At 63.8% G+C, this 20,022-nt stretch carries 20 protein-coding genes; 11 read left to right on the forward strand and 9 right to left on the reverse strand.

Translation table 11 applies throughout. The features are described from left to right. Window position 1 precedes the first annotated feature (1 nt). The 3 genes from JQ616_RS26625 (at window position 2) to JQ616_RS26635 (ending at window position 3,139) form a co-directional block, all read left to right on the forward strand. A complete protein-coding gene (locus JQ616_RS26625) occupies window positions 2-487 on the forward strand; it encodes a GNAT family N-acetyltransferase (protein ID WP_212019682.1) in 486 nt (161 codons plus the stop codon). 66 nt (window positions 488-553) lie between these two features. Further along, window positions 554-1,858 (forward strand): ATP-dependent protease ATPase subunit HslU, encoded by a 1,305-nt coding sequence (gene hslU, locus JQ616_RS26630; protein WP_212019684.1) that lies wholly within the window; start codon window positions 554-556, stop codon window positions 1,856-1,858. Between the two features lie 156 nt (window positions 1,859-2,014). Beyond that, entirely contained in the window at window positions 2,015-3,139 is a 1,125-nt protein-coding gene (locus tag JQ616_RS26635) for a hypothetical protein (protein ID WP_212019686.1), read from the forward strand. Window positions 3,140-3,154: 15 nt separating this feature from the next. Here the strand turns inward: JQ616_RS26635 and JQ616_RS26640 are convergent, their stop codons facing one another. Genes JQ616_RS26640 through JQ616_RS26650 form a run of 3 tightly spaced genes read right to left on the reverse strand, consistent with a single transcriptional unit; the run spans window position 3,155 to window position 6,043 of the window. Continuing rightward, window positions 3,155-3,745, reverse strand: coding sequence for a Smr/MutS family protein (locus JQ616_RS26640; RefSeq protein WP_212019688.1), 591 nt, complete (start codon window positions 3,743-3,745; stop codon window positions 3,155-3,157). Continuing rightward, complete coding sequence (mltA, locus tag JQ616_RS26645; RefSeq protein WP_249137286.1) at window positions 3,742-5,361, reverse strand: murein transglycosylase A; 1,620 nt, start codon at window positions 5,359-5,361, stop codon at window positions 3,742-3,744. The genes JQ616_RS26640 and mltA overlap by 4 nt, the downstream gene beginning before the upstream one ends. Continuing rightward, on the reverse strand, window positions 5,339-6,043 hold the full coding sequence (locus JQ616_RS26650; RefSeq protein WP_212019690.1) for a Tim44/TimA family putative adaptor protein: 705 nt from the start codon (window positions 6,041-6,043) through the stop codon (window positions 5,339-5,341). The genes mltA and JQ616_RS26650 overlap by 23 nt, the downstream gene beginning before the upstream one ends. Before the next feature lie 421 nt (window positions 6,044-6,464). On the opposite strand from JQ616_RS26650, the gene secB reads away from it, so the two are divergent. After that, window positions 6,465-6,953: a protein-export chaperone SecB gene (gene secB / locus JQ616_RS26655; RefSeq protein ID WP_212019692.1), complete on the forward strand. Its 489-nt coding sequence runs from the start codon at window positions 6,465-6,467 to the stop codon at window positions 6,951-6,953. A gap of 148 nt (window positions 6,954-7,101) precedes the next feature. On the opposite strand, the gene dnaQ is transcribed toward secB, so the two are convergent. From dnaQ to JQ616_RS26675, 4 genes are read right to left on the reverse strand one after another with little or no spacing between them, the layout of a single operon-like run. Beyond that, window positions 7,102-7,824 carry a DNA polymerase III subunit epsilon gene (gene dnaQ, locus JQ616_RS26660; RefSeq protein ID WP_212019694.1) on the reverse strand — a complete coding sequence of 241 codons (723 nt, stop codon included), beginning with the start codon at window positions 7,822-7,824 and terminating at the stop codon, window positions 7,102-7,104. A gap of 30 nt (window positions 7,825-7,854) precedes the next feature. After that, the gene (coaE, locus tag JQ616_RS26665) at window positions 7,855-8,454 is read right to left on the reverse strand and encodes a dephospho-CoA kinase (protein WP_212019696.1); all 600 of its coding nucleotides are present in this window, start codon (window positions 8,452-8,454) and stop codon (window positions 7,855-7,857) included. A 44-nt stretch (window positions 8,455-8,498) separates the two neighbouring features. Further along, on the reverse strand, window positions 8,499-9,107 hold the full coding sequence (locus JQ616_RS26670; protein ID WP_212019699.1) for a Maf family protein: 609 nt from the start codon (window positions 9,105-9,107) through the stop codon (window positions 8,499-8,501). 10 nt (window positions 9,108-9,117) lie between these two features. Further along, complete coding sequence (locus JQ616_RS26675) at window positions 9,118-9,954, reverse strand: pyruvate, water dikinase regulatory protein (protein ID WP_050627995.1); 837 nt, start codon at window positions 9,952-9,954, stop codon at window positions 9,118-9,120. A 464-nt stretch (window positions 9,955-10,418) separates the two neighbouring features. On the opposite strand from JQ616_RS26675, the gene hemJ reads away from it, so the two are divergent. Further along, the gene (hemJ, locus tag JQ616_RS26680) at window positions 10,419-10,841 is read left to right on the forward strand and encodes a protoporphyrinogen oxidase HemJ (RefSeq protein ID WP_212020182.1); all 423 of its coding nucleotides are present in this window, start codon (window positions 10,419-10,421) and stop codon (window positions 10,839-10,841) included. A gap of 252 nt (window positions 10,842-11,093) precedes the next feature. Then, on the forward strand, window positions 11,094-12,359 hold the full coding sequence (gene rho / locus JQ616_RS26685) for a transcription termination factor Rho (protein WP_021078151.1): 1,266 nt from the start codon (window positions 11,094-11,096) through the stop codon (window positions 12,357-12,359). Between the two features lie 125 nt (window positions 12,360-12,484). Here rho and JQ616_RS26690 read toward each other — a convergent pair whose 3' ends face one another. After that, window positions 12,485-12,772 (reverse strand): hypothetical protein, encoded by a 288-nt coding sequence (locus tag JQ616_RS26690; RefSeq protein WP_249137356.1) that lies wholly within the window; start codon window positions 12,770-12,772, stop codon window positions 12,485-12,487. On the opposite strand from JQ616_RS26690, the gene mnmE reads away from it, so the two are divergent. The 5 genes from mnmE to JQ616_RS26715 all read left to right on the forward strand — a co-directional run bounded on the left by mnmE (window position 12,672) and on the right by JQ616_RS26715 (window position 18,835). After that, a complete protein-coding gene (mnmE, locus tag JQ616_RS26695) occupies window positions 12,672-13,997 on the forward strand; it encodes a tRNA uridine-5-carboxymethylaminomethyl(34) synthesis GTPase MnmE (protein WP_212019701.1) in 1,326 nt (441 codons plus the stop codon). The two genes, JQ616_RS26690 and mnmE, sit on opposite strands and share 101 nt — an antisense overlap. 236 nt (window positions 13,998-14,233) lie before the next feature. Continuing rightward, on the forward strand, window positions 14,234-16,117 hold the full coding sequence (mnmG, locus tag JQ616_RS26700) for a tRNA uridine-5-carboxymethylaminomethyl(34) synthesis enzyme MnmG (protein WP_212019703.1): 1,884 nt from the start codon (window positions 14,234-14,236) through the stop codon (window positions 16,115-16,117). A 136-nt stretch (window positions 16,118-16,253) separates the two neighbouring features. Further along, window positions 16,254-16,919, forward strand: a complete 666-nt coding sequence (gene rsmG / locus JQ616_RS26705) for a 16S rRNA (guanine(527)-N(7))-methyltransferase RsmG (protein ID WP_212019705.1) — start codon at window positions 16,254-16,256, stop codon at window positions 16,917-16,919. Window positions 16,920-16,951: 32 nt separating this feature from the next. Then, window positions 16,952-17,803, forward strand: coding sequence for a ParA family protein (locus JQ616_RS26710; RefSeq protein ID WP_212019707.1), 852 nt, complete (start codon window positions 16,952-16,954; stop codon window positions 17,801-17,803). Between the two features lie 141 nt (window positions 17,804-17,944). Continuing rightward, window positions 17,945-18,835 carry a ParB/RepB/Spo0J family partition protein gene (locus tag JQ616_RS26715; RefSeq protein WP_212019709.1) on the forward strand — a complete coding sequence of 297 codons (891 nt, stop codon included), beginning with the start codon at window positions 17,945-17,947 and terminating at the stop codon, window positions 18,833-18,835. Window positions 18,836-18,989: 154 nt separating this feature from the next. On the opposite strand, the gene holA is transcribed toward JQ616_RS26715, so the two are convergent. Beyond that, entirely contained in the window at window positions 18,990-20,021 is a 1,032-nt protein-coding gene (gene holA / locus JQ616_RS26720) for a DNA polymerase III subunit delta (protein ID WP_212019711.1), read from the reverse strand. Window position 20,022: the final 1 nt, after the last annotated feature.

Genomic DNA, 20,022 nt, shown 5'->3' on the forward strand with positions numbered 1-20,022 from the left:
CATGGCCGGCGCCTATCAGTTCCGCCCGATGACGACAGCCGACCTGCCGCAGATCAAGCGCTGGCTGGCGTTGCCGCATGTCCGGGAATGGTGGGGCGATCCGGCCGAGCAATCCGCCCTCGTTGGCGGCGATCTCGATGAGCCGGCAATGGACCAGTTCATCGTCATAACCGGGGGCGCCGATATCGGCTACATCCAGTGCTACGATCTCACGGCGTGGAATTCGGGCTTCGGCGCCCAGCCGGAGGGCACGCGCGGCATCGACCTTTTCATCGGCGAGCCCAGCATGATCGCCAGCGGCCACGGCTCGGCGCTGATCCGCGCCTTTGCCGACCAACGGCTGGCAGAGGGTGTGCCGCGGATCGTCACCGATCCGGATCCGGCCAACGCCCGCGCCGTGCGCGCCTATGAGAAAGCGGGCTTTCAAAAGGCAGGGACAGTCGATACGCCGGACGGATCGGCGCTGCTGATGGTCCGCGACAGATGATGACCCTGACGTCGCAGGCGCGGACCGGCGCTTGCCGAGACTGTTCTTTCAACCTAGCTAGAGCCAATGACCGACTTCTCCCCCCGCGAAATCGTTTCTGAACTTGACCGTTTCATCGTCGGCCAGGCCGACGCCAAGCGCGCGGTGTCGATCGCGCTGCGCAACCGCTGGCGGCGGCTGCAGCTTGCCGGTTCCCTGCGCGAGGAGGTTCTGCCCAAGAACATCCTGATGATCGGGCCGACCGGCGTCGGCAAGACCGAGATCGCGCGGCGGCTGGCCAAGCTCGCCGGCGCGCCATTCCTCAAGGTCGAGGCCACCAAATTCACCGAGGTCGGCTATGTCGGCCGCGACGTCGAGCAGATCGTCCGCGACCTCGTCGAAGTCGCGATCGCGCAAACCCGCGAGCGCAAGCGCAAGGACGTCCAGGCCCGTGCCCAGCTCGCCGCCGAGGAGCGCGTGCTGGATGCGCTGGTCGGCCCGGGATCGAGCCCCGCGACGCGCGAATCGTTCCGCAAGAAGCTGCGCGCCGGCGAACTCAACGACAAGGAAATCGAGATCGAGACGCAATCGGGCGGCAGCGGCATGCCGATGTTCGAGATCCCTGGCATGCCCGGCGCCCAGATGGGCGCGATCTCGCTCGGCGACATCTTCGGCAAGATGGGCGGCCGCAGCAAGACTCGCCGCCTGACGGTGGAAGGCTCGCACGAGATCCTCGTCAACGAGGAATCCGACAAGCTGCTCGACACCGATCAGCTGGTGCAGGAGGCGATCAGCGCAGTCGAGAACAACGGCATCGTCTTTCTCGACGAGATCGACAAGATCTGCGTGCGCGAGAACCGCGCCGGCGGCGACGTCTCGCGCGAGGGCGTGCAGCGCGATTTGCTGCCGCTGATCGAGGGCACCACGGTCTCGACCAAGCACGGCGCGGTCAAGACCGACCACATCCTGTTCATCGCCTCCGGCGCCTTCCACATCGCCAAGCCGTCGGACCTGCTGCCTGAATTGCAAGGACGCCTGCCGATCCGCGTCGAGCTGCAGGCGCTGACCCGCGACGACATGCGCCGGATCCTGACCGAGCCGGAAGCATCGCTGATCAAGCAATATGTCGCGCTGATGAAGACTGAAGGCGTCACCCTCGACATCACCGACGGCGCGATCGACGCGCTGGCCGATGTCGCGGTCGCGGTCAATTCCACGGTCGAGAACATCGGCGCGCGGCGGCTGCAGACCGTGATGGAGCGGGTGCTGGACGAGATCTCCTTCACCGCCCCCGATCGCCACGGCGAGACCATCCAGGTCGACGCCGACTACGTCACCAAGCATGTCGGTGACCTCGCCAAGAACGCCGATCTGAGCCGGTTTATTTTGTAGGCGGCCACCACCGTCGTCCCGGCGAAGGCCGGGACCCATAACCACCGATCCCGCGGTGACCAAGACTCGGGCCGACATTCCCCTTAGAACTCCCTTCGGTGGTTATGGGTCCCGGGTCGCGCTTCGCTTGCCCGGGACGACAAGAGTGGGCGACCGATGAGTCTGCAAATCTGGCAAAACCCCTGGCGCCTGATGCTGGCCGTCAACGCGGCGGTACTGGTCGGGGTGTTCCTGCACAAGATCGCGCTGCCGCCGTTCGTCCCCTACATCCATTTGCTGGTCGACTATCACTACGGCTTCACCAAGCGCGCGCTGGTCGGCGCGATCGTGTCGCTGTTCACCGACAAGGTCCCGGTGTGGCTGGTGTTCGCGCTGGCCGGCGCGGCCTGGCTCCTGACGCTCGGACTGTTCGTCAAACTGTTTCAGCGCACATTCGGCTTCGACGACGCGCATTGGCCGTTGTTCGTCTTCATTGCGGGCTCGCCGTTCTTCCTGAAGAATTTCATGCACACGCTCGGCCATTTCGACATCTATGGTTGTGCGCTGGCGATCGTGCTGCTGCTGATCCCGGCGCGCTCGATCGCCTACGTGCTGATTGCGGCGCTGTTCTCGATCGTGCTGATCCTGGTCCATCACATCTTCGTCCTGATGTATCTGCCGACCATCGCGACGATCGTGGTGCTGCGCTTCTACCTGATGCAAAACGCGACGCCGCGAAACATCGCGATTGGATTGGTGACGCTCGCGGCCGTCGGCATCCTGTTTCTGGTCGCGCAGTTCGCCGGTACCGTCGACGTGCCCTACGACGAATTTCTCCGTCATCTGCAAAGCCGGATGGCTGATCCGTCACGAACCGATCTGCTTCAGTTCGGTTACATCTGGTACCAGCCGCTGTCGAAGGAGTTCGCCGACACCTGGGCACGGATACCTTCGAACATCCTTGGCGTGCCGGTGTTCGCGCTTTTGATCTGGCTGCACACGCCGCTGTGGCGCTATTTCGCGCGGCTGATCGAGGCACTCGCGAGTGAGCTGCATCGCCGGATCGTGCTAGCCGCACTTGTCGTGATCAGCGCCGGCTATCTCGTGATGTTCGTGACGGTGTTCGACTATTCGCGCTGGATCTCAAACTGGGCGGTCTGCATGTTCCTGATGCTGCACGCCGTGAAGATGCTGCCGGCATCGAAGGACGTGCCGATGATCCCCTCAGACGATCGCAAGACGACAATCCTCGGCTGGATCGTGACGCTGATCCCGCGCGTCGGGATCGTACGCCCGTTCTGATCTTCCGGCTCGTGCTCAGCGCGCGCGCCGGACACGAACATAGAGTGCGCCCTCGCCGCCATGGCCGATATGCGCTTCCTCGAAGCCCACGACCAGCGAGCGGAATTCCGGCAGGCTCAGCCATTCCGGCACCTGTCGGCGCAACACGCCGCGCTCGGATTCGAGGCCGCCGACCTTGCCCTTGCCGGTGATGACGAGCACGAAGGTGAGCCCGTCAGAGTGCGCGCGCTGCAGGAAGGCGAACAGCACCCGATGCGCGCGCAGCTGCGTCATGCCGTGAAGATCGAGCCGCGCATCGATCTCCTGCCGCCCGCGCGACAGTTTTGCACGCTCGCGGCGGCCGATCGGCGCCAGCGGCGGCACGTGTGGACGCGGCGCCGGCGCGGGCTTCACCGATGTCACCGGCTTGACCGGGATGGGCTTTGTCGCGGCGTGATGGGTGGCCGGTTCAGAGACGGCGGCGTGAGCTTTCGCTGCGGCCGGCTTCTTGCGCAGCGGCTTGACTTGCTTGGCCACGCTCTCCCAGAGCGCACGCTCCTCCTCGCTCAGCGCACGTTTGCGCCGCGACGGAGCGGACAGATCGGGGATCGGCGCGGGTCGTTTCATTGATCGCGGTGATGGCGGGAGCGCCGAGTGCGCCGCTTCTCCGGTTGCTGCGGAATGTCGGGCCGGGCGGCCGGCAATGGCACCGGTTCTGCCACAGGCGCCGCCTGCGCGACAGGGGTCGACGCTTGAGGCGCCGCGGGCGCGGCATCCTTCGCGGCCGGGTTCTTGGCGCCGCTATTGCCGCCGTCCTTCGCCGGTCTCCCAGCAATACCGGACGTCGGCACCTCCGCGGGCTTCGCCGCCGCCTTGTCCTTCAGCGGATCGGTCTGCGGAAACTGCTTTGCGATCTTGGCCGATGGCCGCTCGTCCGGGATCGGCAGCTTGTGACCGCGCGCGACCGGGTCGAGACCCTTCGGCACCAGCATCACGAACTGCATGTTGTGCCGCAGCCGGCCCGAGACCTTTCCGGCATCGGCGCCGGCACCGAAATAGAGATCGGCGCGCGCCGGGCCGACGATCGCCGAGCCGGTATCCTGCGCGATCATCAGCCGGTGGAACGGCGTCTTGGATTGCTCGGATTCGATCGGCAGCTCGCCGGCAATGAAGAACGGCGTGCCATAGACATGCAGCGCCTTGTCGACCGCGATCGAGCGGCCCGGGGTTAGCGGCACGCCCTGCGCGCCGACGGCCTCGTCCTTGTCGGACAGCGGCACCTCGCGGAAGAACACATAGGCGCGGTTCTGCCGCCGGACCTCATTGGCGCCCTCCGGGTTCTGCTCCATCCATTCCCTGATCTTCTGCATCGACATCTGCTCCCTCGGGATGATGCCGCGGTCGATCAGGACGCGCCCGACCGGCGTATAGGGGTAGCCATTATGCGCGTCGTAATTGATGCGCAGCGTGGTGCCGTCGTCGAGCTTGATCCGCGCCGAACCCTGGATCTGGGCGAACAACAGATCGGTCTGGCTCTTCAGCCAGCAGATCTCGAGCCCGCGGCCGGCGATCGCGCCGTCCTCGATCTGGGCGCGGTCGTAATAGGGCACCAGCTTGCGCCGGCCGATTTTGCGGTACACCGGTCCGCTGTTGGGCAAGCCGACCGAGGCTTGCGTCTTGCCGCGCACGAACAGGTTGGACGGGCGACGATAGACCGGAACGTTGTAGACATCGGTCTGGGTCTTCGATCCGTCGAGCACCGGCTCGTAATAGCCGGTGACGAAGCCAGCCTCCTCGCCGAGCCGTGAGATGCGCAGCGGCACGAAATTCTGCTCGAAGAATTCCTTCGCCTTGCCGCCGTCGCTGAGTGCGAGGCCCTTGGCGATCCGGCAGGGATCGCGCAACGAGCTTCCCAGCGCCTTTGAGTCCGCAGGTGCCCCCTGTTGCGCCGCGATCGGCTTGCAGCTGGCACGAAACGCGTTGTAGGCGGCGAGATGATCGTCGTCGTTCCAGCCGGAGACGTTGGGCCAGGCCAGCGGCTCATACTGGCTGCCGCTGACCTGCAGCGGCAATTCCAGATTGGGATAGGGGATCGGGTGACTATGCTCGTGCCGCGGCGCAGCGTGCCAGCTCGCCCTGTAGCGTGCGGCGATCGCCGCCGTGGAGCATAGAACAGCCAGCGCGCAGCACGCGACCGCGAGGCGCCCGTAGCTGAGATGTTTAGTGAGCGCTTCCAGTTCCAACCAGCTTCCAGTTCGGATCGCGGGAAGTCGAGTCGCGGGCGAATGTCCAGATGTCGGTGATGTCGGCGACCTTGTCCGGGCTACCGTCGACGATGGTTCCGGCCTTGTCGCGCGTGACCGAGATCATCTGCGACACGAAGCGGACGGTGAGCTGGGTCGAGCGATCGCGCGTTTCCGCGCTGACGATCTCGGCCTTGTCGATCGAGACGAACCGCGTCTCGGTCTTCTGCTCGTGCTTCTCGCGATCCTTGATCGCGGCCTCGAAGCTTTCATAGACCTCGGTCGACAGCAGGTCGCGCAGCGCGCGGCGGTCGCCATTGGCGAAGGCCAGCACGATCATTTCATAGGCCGAGCGGGCGCCTGAGAGGAAATGCCGCGGATCGAACGAGGAATCCTGGGCGGCCACCGTGTCGAGACCCTGCGCCAGCGGCGTGCCGGGCTCGGCGATACCCTTCCAGCGTTCCGCGGGCTCGACCGGTTCGGTGGGCGCGGCCGGAGCCGGCTGATCGATCACCGATCCCGGGATCGGCACGACGTTGTTATCCTGGCCGCGCTGCAGGACGTTGGGTGCTGCACGATCATATGGCGGCCGCTCGCTTCCCGTGCGCTGCCCGAGAACGCTGCGCAGGCGCAGGAAGATAAACACGGCCAGCGCCAGGAAGATGATGGTGTAGATATCCACGTCGAATTCGCTTTCTGGTCTCTGCCGGCAACTGGCCGGGGATCAAAGCGTTCCCGGTCGGGAACGGCAGAGATTACATCGCCGAGTGAGTCCGCAGCATGTAGGCACGAAACTATGCCCGGCCAATGGCGCTTTTTGGCACGGGCAAGTGTAGCGCGTTTTAACCCCGGGGGGAAACCCGTTCCTTCCCGGAAATCGCGCATCTTCAATAATTTAGGAAGCCGTTAAGAGATTGGGCGGAGTTGCGCTCGCGCGCCGATTGCCAAAGATTTGGCCGCCGCCGCACCGCCCCGCGCGTGCTCGTCGTCCTTGTGGACCGAGCCGGGCCTATGATAGCCACTCGCCCGGAATCGGCATTTCCAACACCTTAACGCGTGCCGTCGGACATCCTGTCCCGAGCGCCGCTCCAGGAGACATTTTCATGACCAATGGCAACGGCACCCCCGTCGAGCAGGCCGCTCCCCAGCTCAACGTGCTGGCGCAGTACACCAAGGACCTGTCGTTTGAGAACCCGAATGCGCCGGCCTCGCTCGGCCAGCAGCAGCAACAGCCGGCGATCAACATCCAGATCAACGTCTCCGCCAACAACCTGTCGGAGAACGAGTACGAGGTGATCCTCTCGATCGAGGGCAAGGCCGAGACCGGGGACAAGGTGATGTTCAGCTTCGACCTCGCCTATGCCGGCGTCTTCCGGATCGTGAATGTGCCGAAGGAAAACCTGCACCCGCTGGTCATGATCGAGTGCCCGCGGCTGCTGTTCCCGTTCGCGCGCGAGATCGTCGCGACCTCGGTCCGCGACGGCGGCTTCCCGCCCTTGCTGCTCGATCCGGTCGATTTCGTCGGTCTCTACCGCCAGAACATGGAGCGCCAGGCAGCCGCCCAGGCCGCCTCCGGCGTCAAGCCGAGCTGATCCGAGTCAGAGAATATCGGAGCCTAACCCGTCATCCTGAGGAGCGCATAGCGTCTCGAAGGATCGACGGGCTACCGGCCAGGCCGTGCATCCTTCGAGACGCCGCTTCGCGGCTCCTCAGGATGACGGAGAAATAGCGAAATCTAGATCAAGCCGCCGGGACTTCAGCAGGTGCCGGCGGCGGCACATAGTCGTTCCAGATCGGCTTGTCGCCGAGCGTGGCGACGAACGCCCTGTGGGCTTCCCGATCCGCATCGCTGACCCGCGCAACCAATGCCGTCTCGCGCTGCCGTCGCGGCGTATCACCAAAGCTGCCGGCACGCGCATCCGACGTTTCCGACGCCAGGATGAGCTGCGACTGCCGTGCCCCGATCAGGTCGATATAGACCTCGGCCAGCAGCTCGGCGTCGAGCAAGGCACCGTGTTTGGTGCGGCGGGAATTATCGATCTGATAGCGCGAGCAGAGGTCGTCGAGGCGGTTCGACACGCCGGGATGCTTGCGTCGCGCCAGCAGCAGCGTATCGACCAGCCGGTCCTTCGGGATCGCCTTCCGCTTGATGCGGTCGAGCTCGGCGTTGATGAAGCTGATGTCGAACGACGCGTTGTGGATCACCAGCGGCGTATCGCCGATGAACGCCAGGAACTCGTCGACCACTTCCGTGAACAGCGGCTTGCCGGCCAGGAACTCGGTCGACAGCCCGTGCACGTTGAACGCTTCCAGCGGCATGTCGCGTTCGGGATTGATGTAGACGTGGTAGGTCTGCCCGGTCGGCATGCGGTTGAATATCTCGACGCAGCCGATCTCGACCAGCCGGTCTCCGCGCAGCGGATCGAGGCCAGTGGTTTCGGTATCGAGAACGATTTCGCGCATGACGTGAGGGAATCCGAAAAAGCGGGCGAATCAGGCCCGCCGCTGCGGCATCTTAACAACCTCGGCCAGAATGTCGCGGATACGCGCCCGCACCGGATCAAGTCCGTGCGAGGTATCCACTATGAAATCCGCGCGCTTGCGCTTCTCGGCGTCCGGCATCTGCTTGGCGATGATGGCATCGAGTTTCGCCGCATCCATGGTACCGCGGGCCAGCACGCGCTCACGCTGCAGTTCCGGCGAGGTGGTGACGACGACGACGGCATCGACGCGCTTCTCGCCGCCGGTCTCGAACAGCAGCGGAATGTCGAGGATGACGATCGGATTGCTCGCGACCTCCGCATCGGCAAAGAATTTCTGCCGCGACGCGCCGAGCATCGGATGCACGATCTGTTCGAGCTGCTTCATCGCCGCGGGATCATGGACCACGCGCGCCGACAGCTTGGCGCGATCGACCTTGCCGCCCGTCGTGGTACCGGGAAACGCGGCCTCGATCGCCGGCGCGGCCTCGCCTTCGTACAGCTGATGCACGGCCGCATCGGCGTCGTACACCGGCACGCCCGCCTCCATGAACAACTTGGCCGTGGTGGATTTCCCCATCCCGATCGAGCCGGTCAGTCCAACAATCAACATGTGATCAACATCGGTTCAGTATCTCGTCGCCTCGCCTTCATATCTCACACCGCGAGCAGCTTTTCGCGGCGCAGGAATGCGAGCAGCGACAATAGCGGCAGGCCGAGGATGGTGAAATGGTCGCCTTCGATCCGCTCGAACAGATGCACGCCGAGGCCCTCGAGCTGATAGGCGCCGACGCTGGTCGTCACCGCTGCCCCGGCCTGGTCGAGATAGGCCTCGATCTCACCGGTGTCGAGCCACCGCATCGTCATGCGAGCCACGCAGACATCGTCGAACAGGGCTTTCCCGTCGCGCGCAACCGAGACAGCGGAGTGCAATTCATGGGTCTGTCCTGCGAGCAGACCAAGCTGTTCGGCAGCCTGCGCGCGGCCGGAGGGCTTGCTGAACATCCGTTGGCCGAGAGCAAGGGTCTGGTCGGCACCGATAACGTATTGACCCGGCTTCTGCCTGGAAATGAACAGCGCCTTCTCGCGCGCCAGCAGCAATGCGATCTCGCCCGGCGCGGAGAGACCGGAATTCTTCTGCACCGCACGTTCGTCGATATCGGCCGGCAGCGCCTCGAAATCGAGGCCGGCATTTTCCAGCAGCATCCTTCGCGCACGGCTTTGCGAGGCCAGAATGAGCTTCTGTGGTCCGCGCCAGATGCTCATGACGAGACGATCATTCCGACGGCCGCGCGCGCTGGCGGTCATTGTAGAGCTTCATGATCGCGGCAGCCGTCTCCTCGATCGAGCGACGCGTCACGTCGAGCAAGGCCCAGTTGAATTTCGCGCTCAGGCGCCGGGCAAACGCGACCTCGTCGGCCACCGCCTGCTTGTCGATGTAGGTGTCGTTGTCACGGTCGCCCATGGTCAGCAAACGGTTCTGCCTAACCTGGATCAGTCGTTCCGGCGTCGCATGCAGGCTGACCACCAGCGGCTTCTTCAAGGTCTCGAGCTGGTGCGGCAGGGGAATGCCGGGCACCAGCGGTACATTTGCAGTCCTGATGCCGCGGTTGGCGAGATAGATCGAGGTCGGCGTCTTCGAGGTGCGGGACACGCCGACCAGAACGACATCGGCCTCCTCGAGGCCTTCGACATGCTGACCGTCGTCATGGATCATCGTGTAGTTCAGCGCGTCGATCCGGCTGAAATATTCCGCGTTCAGCACGTGCTGTGCGCCGACGCGCCCAGTCGTCGCGGCGCCCAGATAGGCCTCGAACAGCTGCATCACCGGCCCGATGATCGACAGGCTCGGAACGTTGATCTCCTTGCACTTGCCCTCGAGCCGGCCGACCAGATCCTTCTCCAGCAGCGTGAACAGCACGATGCCGGGTGATTCCTCGATCTCGTCGAGCACCCGGTCGAGCTGCTTCTGGCTGCGCACCAGGGGATAGACATGCTCGACCGCGGTCACGTTGGCGTATTGCGCGGCGACCGCGCGCGCCACGGTGATCAGCGTCTCGCCGGTCGAGTCGGAGACCAGATGGAGGTGGAAATAATTCGAAGTCGTCGGCACCAGAGCCCCTGTCTATCCTGTGAATCCCTGTGGAGGTCGGGGAGGAGAATCCGGGCCCGCCGCCCGGCCGGTGAATATCTCACCCCTCTCTTCACAGCACCCCGCAAAAGGATAAGTCGGCGTCATGGGCAGGATGATAGTGAACCGGTGTGGATTTGTCTCTTCATAAGCTGGCCACAGAGTTGCGCAACCAATTGAGCCGAGCGGCAGATTCCGGATGTCCGCCCTCGCCTGCCGGAATGTTGAGGGATGTGAACAAGCCAGCGAAAGCCGCTGGACCGCATTGCATGAGTCAAATTCACCGCCATTAAGACTCAAACCTTAGATTCTAAAATTAATTAGGTTTAGGAGAGCCGTGTGTGCGGATATGTATCCGTCCCTCGCTTGCGGAGCTTTGTTCGCAACGTCGAGGCTGTCCGAGCTGTTCCCTGCCGAGCTATTCCCCGAAAGGCATCGCTGCGATGTTGTATGACTGGATCAAGGCGCTGCACGTCATTGCCGTCATCTCCTGGATGGCGGGCATGCTCTATCTGCCGCGGCTGTTCGTCTATCATTGCGAAGCCGAGGCCGGCTCAAAACAGTCCGAGACCTTCAAGGTCATGGAGCGACGGCTTTTGAAGGCGATCATCAATCCCGCGATGATCGTGACCTGGCTCGCCGGGCTTTATCTGGTCTGGGCCGGACACTGGTACCTTTCCGGCTGGTTTCACGTCAAATTTACGCTGGTCCTCATCATGTCGGGTATCCACGGCTTTTTGTCCCGCTGCGTGAAGGATTTCGCCGCCGACCGGAATCAGCGAAGCCAGAAATTTTATCGTATTATCAACGAGGTGCCGACGCTGCTGATGATCCTGATCGTCATCATGGTCGTCGTGAAGCCGTTCTAGACATCGCGATGCCTAAGACGCATGCTTCAGTCCTTCTTGCGAAGGACGGATCGATTTTCTATATAGGTTTTATCCCACCCCACGCAGGCGGATGTGGTCGCGTTCCGGTTCTTTTCGGACCGGCGCCGCATCAGGTTTGAAAGCCCAAACGGCACTTTCCTGGCTGAGACCTGCGGACCTTCCTTTGGCGTCCGCTTTTTCCAGAGCCACCTCGCACCCCTTCCCTACTTACTTCCTCACAGGACGACCCCGATGCGGGAAATCAAACTCCAGGACCTCAAATCGAAAACGCCGGCCGAGCTCGTCTCGTTCGCGGAAGAGAATGGGGTCGAGAATGCCAGCACCATGCGCAAGCAGGAGCTGATGTTCGCAATTCTCAAGCAGCTCGCGATCGCCGAGACCGACATTATCGGTGAAGGCGTTGTCGAGGTGCTGTCCGACGGCTTCGGCTTTCTTCGTTCGCCCGATGCGAACTATCTGCCCGGGCCCGACGACATCTACGTTTCGCCGTCGCAGATCCGCCGTTTCGGCCTGCGCACCGGCGACACGATCGAAGGCCATATTCGCAGCCCGAAGGAAGGCGAACGCTATTTCGCGCTGCTGAAGGTCAACACGCTCAATTTCGAAGACCCGGAAAAGTCGAAGCACAAGGTCAATTTCGACAACCTCACGCCGCTGTTTCCCAATCAGCGTTTCCGCATGGAGCTCGAGGATTCCACCAAGAAAGACCTGTCTGCCCGCGTGATCGACATCGTCGCGCCGATCGGCAAGGGCCAGCGCGCGCTGATCGTGGCGCCGCCGCGCACCGGCAAAACGGTGCTGATGCAGAACATCGCGCACTCGATCACCGCCAATCATCCTGATTGCTATCTGATCGTGCTGCTGATCGACGAGCGCCCGGAGGAAGTCACGGACATGCAGCGTTCGGTGAAGGGCGAGGTGGTGTCATCGACCTTCGACGAGCCCGCCGTGCGTCACGTCCAGGTCGCCGAGATGGTGATCGAGAAAGCCAAGCGCCTCGTCGAGCACGGCCGCGACGTCGTGATCCTGCTCGATTCGATCACCCGCCTCGGCCGCGCCTACAACACCGTCGTGCCGTCATCCGGCAAGGTGCTGACCGGCGGTGTCGACGCCAATGCCTTGCAGCGTCCGAAGCGCTTCTTCGGCGCCGCGCGCAACATCGAGGAGGGCGGTTCGCTGACCATCATCGCGACCGCGCTGGTCGATACCGGCAGCCGCATGGACGAAGTCATTTTCGAAGAGTTCAAGGGCACCGGTAACTCCGAACTGATCCTCGACCGCAAGGTTTCGGACAAGCGGACCTTCCCGGCGATCGACATTGCGCGCTCCGGCACCCGCAAGGAGGAGCTCATCACCGATCCGCAGGTGCTGAAGAAGATGTACGTCCTGCGCCGCATCCTCAATCCGATGGGCACCATGGACGCGATCGACTTCCTGCTCGACAAGCTCCGGAACACCAAGAGCAATTCGGAATTCTTCGATTCCATGAACACCTGAGGCCGCAGCGAAATAGTAGCTGAAGAGAACAGGGCGCTCCGCACAAACGGGGCGCCTTTTTTCATGCTGCGGATTTGCTGCAGTAGAGTGCAGCATGAATTGAGCTGGCGTAGACCGTCGAACGTTCATTTAACTGATTGATATAATTCATACTTATAATCTAGCCTCGCGATGAGGCCGGCATTCTTGCAGCAAAATTGTTGCGCGGTTGCTGCGACCAAATTTCGCTTTGTTGCACCGCAGCATTTTCGGAATGGCCTGCGAAATGAATGCGGCATTGCCTTTGCCGATTTGCTTGGGAAGAAATAGGCGATGCATCCGCGCGACCAAACCATCTTCGCATTGTCCTCAGGACGGCCACCGAGTGCGATCGCCATCGTCAGGCTGTCTGGCCCAATGGCCGGGTCGGTCATTGAGGGACTGGCCGGCAAGACGCCGGCGCCGCGGATGGCGACCCGCGCGCTGCTCCACGATTCAGACCATCAACCGATCGACGACGCGGTCGTGTTATGGTTCCCCGGCCCGGCGAGCGCGACCGGCGAAGACGTTGCCGAATTTCACGTCCATGGCGGGCGCGCGGTGTTGTCGGCAGTGTTCGACGCCATCGTAGCGTTCGAGAATGTGCGGCCGGCGGAACCGGGCGAGTTCACCCGGCGAGCATTCGAGAACGGCAAGCTCGACCTGACCGAAGCCGAAGGCCTCGACGACCTTATTCACGCCGACACAGATCGACAGCGGCGCCAGGCGCTGCGCCAGCTGAAAGGCTTGCTCGGCGATCGCGCGCGTGACTGGCGCGAGCGGATCATCGCGGCGTCCGCGCTGATCGAGGCCGGCATCGATTTCTCCGATGAAGGCGATGTGCCGGCGGAGCTGATCGCGCCGGCGCTCGAGAAGGTCCGGGCGCTGCACGATGAGATCAAGCACGTGCTTGCGGGGCAGGGGCAAAGCGAACGGTTGCGCGATGGCCTGGTGGTCGCGATCGCCGGCCCGCCGAATGTCGGCAAATCGACGCTGATCAATCAGCTCGCCAAGCGCGAGGTCGCGATCGTCTCGCCGCATGCCGGCACGACCCGCGACGTGATTGAGGTGCAGCTGGATCTCGATGGCTATCCCGTGACGGTGATCGACACGGCCGGGATCCGTGAGACGAGTGATCCCGTGGAGCAGGAAGGCGTCCGCCGCGCCCGGGCCCGCGCCGCCGAAGCTGACCTCGTGCTGTGGCTGGCCGACAGCGGCGGCGCGAAGGTTGGGCATGGCGGGACCACGCCAACCTGGCTGGTGCGAAACAAGATCGACTTGGTCAGGACTCCGGCGGGTGAGGGGAGTAGTTATCCCGAATTCAGGATCTCGGCGGCTCGCGGCGACGGCCTCTCTGAGCTGATCGCCGCACTGGTCGGCTTCGCGCACGACTATTTCGCGACCAGCGAAGGCGGTCTGATCAGCCGGACCCGGCAGCGCGGGTTGCTCCAAGAGACTGTTGAGTCCCTCCAGCGCAGCATCGAGGTGGTCGGGCAGGGCGAGGAGCTGGCGGCGGAGGAACTTCGCAGGGCTGCGACCTCACTTGGTCGTCTGCTCGGCCGGGTCGATGTCGAGGACATCCTGGACGTCATCTTCCGTGAGTTCTGCGTCGGGAAGTGATCGGGTTCTCCTCTGTTTCACGTGAAACATGGTTTCCATCTGGTTAAGGAGCCCTCCTCTCCCGTTTCACGTGAAACAATCGCTGTCCGGCGGCAACGCTGTTTCACGTGAAACAGCTCCGTTCTGGCATTGCGAACGAGAAGACCCAATCCATATCTGCCTCGAACGTTCGGTCTCCTTAGCCAGACCCAACTTCGTTCTTCCGGCTTTCATCACTCCACGATAGAAGTCCCGCCATGACCATCAGGGCAGACTCATTCGACGTCATCGTCATCGGCGGCGGCCATGCCGGCTGCGAGGCCGCGAGCGCGGCTGCCCGGATGGGCGCGAAGACCGCCCTGGTGACCCATCGTTTCGCGACCATCGGTGCGATGTCCTGCAATCCCGCGATCGGTGGGCTCGGCAAGGGCCATCTGGTCCGCGAAGTCGATGCCCTGGACGGTTTGATGGGCCGGGTCGCCGATGCAGGCGGCATCCAGTTCCGCATGCTCAACCGCCGCAAGGGTCCTGCCGTGCGTGGCCCCCGGGCCCAGGCCGACCGCAAGCTCTATGCGGCCGCGATGCAGGCGGCGATCACTGAGACCGCGAACCTCAACGTGATCGAAGGCGAGGCGGATGCGCTGATCGTCGTCGATGGCCGCGTCACAGGGATTCGCCTGGGCAACGGCCGCCAGCTTTCGGCGGGTGCGATTGTCATCACGACCGGCACCTTCCTGCGTGGTCTGATCCATCTGGGCGAGAAGAACTGGCCGGCCGGCCGGGTCGGCGAGGCGCCTGCCATGGGCCTGTCCGACTCGTTCGAGCGGGCGGGTTTTGTGCTTGGCCGGCTCAAGACCGGGACGCCGCCGCGCCTCGACGGCACCACGATCGACTGGTCCGCGGTCGAAATGCAGCCCGGAGACGAGCCTCCGGAGCCGTTTTCGGTCATGACCGACCGGATCACGACTCCGCAGATCCAGTGCGGCATCACCCGGACCACGCCTGCGACCCATGAGGTGATCCGGGCCAATGTGCATCGCTCGCCGATGTATTCCGGCCAGATCAAGAGCTCCGGACCCCGCTATTGTCCTTCGATCGAGGACAAGATCGTCCGCTTTGGCGACCGCGACGGCCATCAGATCTTCCTGGAGCCCGAAGGGCTCGACGACCCCACAGTCTATCCGAACGGCATCTCGACCTCGCTCCCAGAAGAGGTCCAACTCGCGATCCTGGCCAGCATTCCCGGCCTCGAGCGGGTGAAGATGGTCAGGCCGGGCTATGCGATCGAATATGACCACGTCGATCCCAGGGAGCTCGATCCGACCCTGCAGACCAAGCGTCTGCATGGGCTTTTCCTGGCCGGTCAGATCAACGGCACCACGGGCTATGAGGAGGCGGCGGGGCAGGGCATTGTCGCAGGACTCAATGCCGCGCTCGCAGCCGGGGATGCGGACCCGATCGTATTCGACCGCGCCGACGGCTATCTCGGTGTGATGATCGACGACCTGGTGACCCGCGGGATCACCGAACCCTATCGCATGTTCACCTCGCGCGCCGAGTATCGACTGACGCTGCGGGCCGACAATGCCGACCAGAGGCTCACCGATAAGGGCATTGGGCTCGGATGCGTCGGATCGGCGCGCGCAGAGCGCCACCGGACCAAGATGGCGGCGCTGAACGCGGCCAAGACCTTGGCGAAGTCGCTTGCGATCACGCCGAATGAGGCCGCCAAGCATGGTCTGGCGCTCAATCGTGACGGCAATCGCCGCTCTGCCTTTGAGTTGCTGGCCTATCCGGAGATCGAATGGCCGGCGGTCCAGGCGATCTGGCCGGAGCTGTCGGCCATTGACCCCGCAATCGCGGTGCATCTCGAGATCGATGCCAAATACGATGTCTATCTGAAGCGCCAGACCGCTGATGTCGATGCCTTCCGGCGCGACGAGGGCTTGGTCCTGGCCGATGTCGACTACGCCGATGTACCGGGTCTTTCGAATGAAGCGCGCGCCAAACTGCAGAAGGCGCAGCCGCGGACGGTCGGGCAGGCCGGCCGGATCGACGGCATGACGCCGGCTGCGCTGGGTATTCTGGCCGCCTATCTGCGGCGCGAGGCCCGGCGGAAATCGGCCAAGGCGAGCGCCTGACGTTTCACGTGAAACGGGCAGCCGACCCCGTCATTGCGAGGAGCGGAAGCGACAAAGCAATCCATTGCTTCCGCAAGTGACATGATGGATTGCTTCGCTCCGCTCGCAATGACGAGCTCGACCGGCATTTCAGTGAATGGCCCCAGCTCCGCAATCCGTTGAACTCAACGTGTCCGCCAAGGACAAGGCGGCGGCGCTCGCGCTGACGCCTGTTTCACGTGAAACAGAGGCACGGCTCGATCGGTACGTCGCCCTCCTCCTGGAATGGCAAGCCAAGACCAACCTCGTCGCGCCCTCCACGCTGCCGAACCTCTGGACACGCCACGTCTCCGATTCGCTGCAGCTGCTGAGTCTCGCGCCGACGGCAAAATCCTGGGTCGATCTCGGCAGCGGCGGCGGCTTCCCCGGCGTCGTGCTTGCCTGCGCGCTGGCCGAGACGCCGGGCGCGTCGATCCATCTGGTTGAGCGAATCGCCAAGAAGGCCGCATTTTTGCGCGAGGCGATTCGCGTCACGGCATCTCCCGGGACGGTGCATCTGGCTGATATCGGGGATACTGTGGATAGAATCGCCGGCCCGATCGATTGCGTCACCGCGCGGGCGCTGGCTCCGTTACATCAACTGATCGGCTTTGCAGAGCCGTGGGTCAAAAAGGGCGCCAAGGCGCTGTTTTTGAAGGGTCAAGATGTAGAGGCCGAATTGACCGAGGCCACTAAATATTGGAATATTGAGCCAAAGCTGCACTCCAGCCGGACCGGCGGACAGGGCTGGATCGTCGAACTCGGGTCAATCGAGCGGCGCTAGGGGAACTCCGCGAGAGTAAATGGTATTTTGGTATGACCGTGATGGACGAGGTTTATCAAGAAGATAGGACGTCGCAGCCGCCCGGCCAGCCACGCATCCTGTCGCTCGCCAACCAGAAGGGCGGGGTCGGCAAGACAACCACAGCGATCAATCTTGGAACTGCACTCGCCGCGATCGGCGAGCGCGTCCTGATCGTCGATCTCGATCCGCAGGGCAACGCCTCGACCGGCCTCGGCATCGATCGCCGCAACCGCAGCTGCTCGACCTACGACGTCCTGATCGGCGAAGCGCCGCTGCGCGATGCGGTGGTCGCGACCGCGGTGCCGCGGCTGCACATCGCCGCCTCCACCATGGACCTCTCCGGCCTCGAGCTCGAGCTCGGCACCACGCCGGGCCGCGCCTTCCGGCTGCGCGATGCGATCGCAGGGCTCAACAACAACGTCTCGCCGGAAGCCGATTACACCTATGTGCTGATCGACTGTCCGCCCTCGCTCAACCTTCTCACCGTCAATGCGATGGCCGCGTCGGACGCGATCCTGGTGCCGCTGCAATGCGAGTTCTTCGCGCTCGAAGGCCTGTCGCAATTGTTGCAGACGGTGGAGCAGGTGCGCTCGACGCTCAATCCGACGCTGTCGATCCACGGCATCGTGCTGACCATGTTCGACTCGCGCAACAACCTCTCCAACCAGGTGGTTGCCGACGTGCGCCAGTTCATGGGCAACAAGGTCTACGACACCATGATCCCGCGCAACGTGCGCATCTCGGAAGCGCCGTCTTACGGCAAGCCGGTCTTGGTCTACGATCTGAAATGCGCCGGCAGCGATGCGTATCTCAAGCTCGCCACCGAAGTGATCCAGCGCGAGCGCGAGCTGCGCGCGCATTGACGATGCACAGGATGGGCGCAGTGAAGCGAACCCCATCCCGGCATGCAACGAGAGCGATGGGTTTCGCCGCGCGCGGCCCATCCCGCGATTCTGAAATTCAAGTCTGGAGTACTGCGTGTGAATCCAAGGGAGCTCGCAACAATGGCCGATGAAGCGCGTTCGCGACTGGGGCGCGGGCTGGCAAGCCTGATTGGAGATGTCGGCGGCGAGGCGGCTGCGCATGTCGAGCGGCCGCGCAACCAGCGCAAGGTGCCGATCGAATTCCTCAAGGCCAACCCGCGCAATCCGCGGCGGACCTTCGCCGATGCCGAACTCGGCGAGCTCGCCGATTCGATCAAGGCACGCGGCGTGATCCAGCCGATCGTGGTGCGCGCGATCAAGGGCACGCAGGACCGCTTCGAGATCATCGCCGGCGAGCGTCGCTGGCGCGCGTCGCAACTCGCCGGCCTGCACGAAGTGCCGATCGTGCCGGTCGAGGTCAGTGATTCCGACGCGCTCGAGATCATGATCATCGAGAACGTCCAGCGCGAAGACCTCAATGCGATGGAAGAGGCGCTAGGCTATCATTCGCTCGCCGACGAGTTCAAGCGTAGCCAGGAAGACATCGCCAAGATCGTCGGCAAGAGCCGCAGCCATGTCGCCAACATGATGCGGCTGACCAAGCTGCCGGCTGAGGTGCAGGCGCTGATCTCGAAGGGCGATCTGTCCGCCGGACACGCCCGCGCGCTGATCGGCGTGCCGGATCCGCTCGCTGCCGCGAAGCGCATCGTCGCCGAGGGGCTCAACGTCCGCCAGGCCGAGGCGCTGGCGCATGAGGAGGGTGTACCGGAGCGCAAGCCGCAGAAGGCCCGCACCGGCAGCGCGCCCAAGGTCGACAAGGACGCCGATACGCTGGCGCTGGAGAAGCGCGTCAGCGATGCGCTCGGACTTGCCGTCACCGTCAGCCACCGCGATCCCGGCGGCACCGTCCAGATCAACTACCGCAACCTCGAGCAGCTCGACGAAGTGGTGCGGCGGCTCGAGGGCGGTTAGTTCTTCCGACATTCCTCCGCGTCATGGCGAGGAGCTCGCGACAAAATTGCAGAGCAATTTTGCGCTGAAGCGACGAAGCAATCCATCGTCCCGCGCGCGCGGAAAGATGGATTGCTTCGCTTCGCTCGTAAGGTCGGTTGTGTCGACACTTCGACTAGCCCCGCCGCTTCGCATTCACCGCGATCGAGAGCAGTGCGCGTTGCGCGATCACGGCGGCAAGCGAGGCCTGCTTGCGCATGTCGAGTGCGGCGGTGGCAAGCTGGTCGATGATGTTCACCAGCCGCGGCGGGGTAAAATTGCGCAGCGCGATCTCGACCGCGGGCTTGCGCGAGAAATGCAGCCGCGGGAAGCCGCCTTCGAGCACGGCCGATGCCGGCGTGCCGTCCGCGATCGCCAGCGCCGATTTGTGCAGCCACGCCGCCTGGCGCTGCGCGGCCGAGATGATCACGCCGGGATAGGTGCCGGCGACCATCGCCTTGGTGAACTCGCTCTCGACCAGCGCCGCGTTGCCGGCGAAGGCACCGTCGACGATTGGATCGAGCTTCAATTCGGACGCGTCGGAGACCACGGTCATGACGTCGTCGAGCGTGATCTCGCCCTTGCCATGCGCGAACAGCGCGAGCTTGCGCAGCTCGTTGCGCGAAGCCATGCGGTCGCCGCCGAGTAGCGACATCAGCACCGCACGCGCATCGCCCGCAAGCCGCAGATTGGAGACCCGCAGCTCATCCTCGATCAGCTTGGTCAGGTCGCGTTCGGTGTCGGGATAGCAGCCGATCGCTACTGCATTTTTCGCGCGCTCGCAGATCTTGCGCAGCGGCGATTCCGGCCGGAGTTCGCCGGCCTCGATCACGATGCGGCAATCCCTCAGGCCGGCGGTCTCGGTCAGCGTCTCGACGCCGCTCGAAAAATTGCGCGAGCCGGCGCGGACGCGGATGGCGCGGCGGCCGCCGAACAGCGGCACCGTCATGGCTTCATCGACGAGCCGGGACGGTTCGGCGGCGAGCTCGTCGCCATCGAGACGCACCAGCGAGAACGGATCGTTGGGGTCGTCGACGGCCGAGGCCATCAGCGCGTCGGCGCGCTCGCGCACCAGGCCCAGATCCGGGCCGTAAAGCAGGATGATCGGACGGCCGGCATCGGGCCGGGCGAGGAAGCTGTCGATCTCTTTTCCGCGAAGGGCTGCCAAT

The sequence above is a fragment of the Bradyrhizobium tropiciagri genome (assembly GCF_018130545.1).
In the GTDB taxonomy this organism is placed as follows: domain Bacteria; phylum Pseudomonadota; class Alphaproteobacteria; order Rhizobiales; family Xanthobacteraceae; genus Bradyrhizobium; species Bradyrhizobium tropiciagri_A.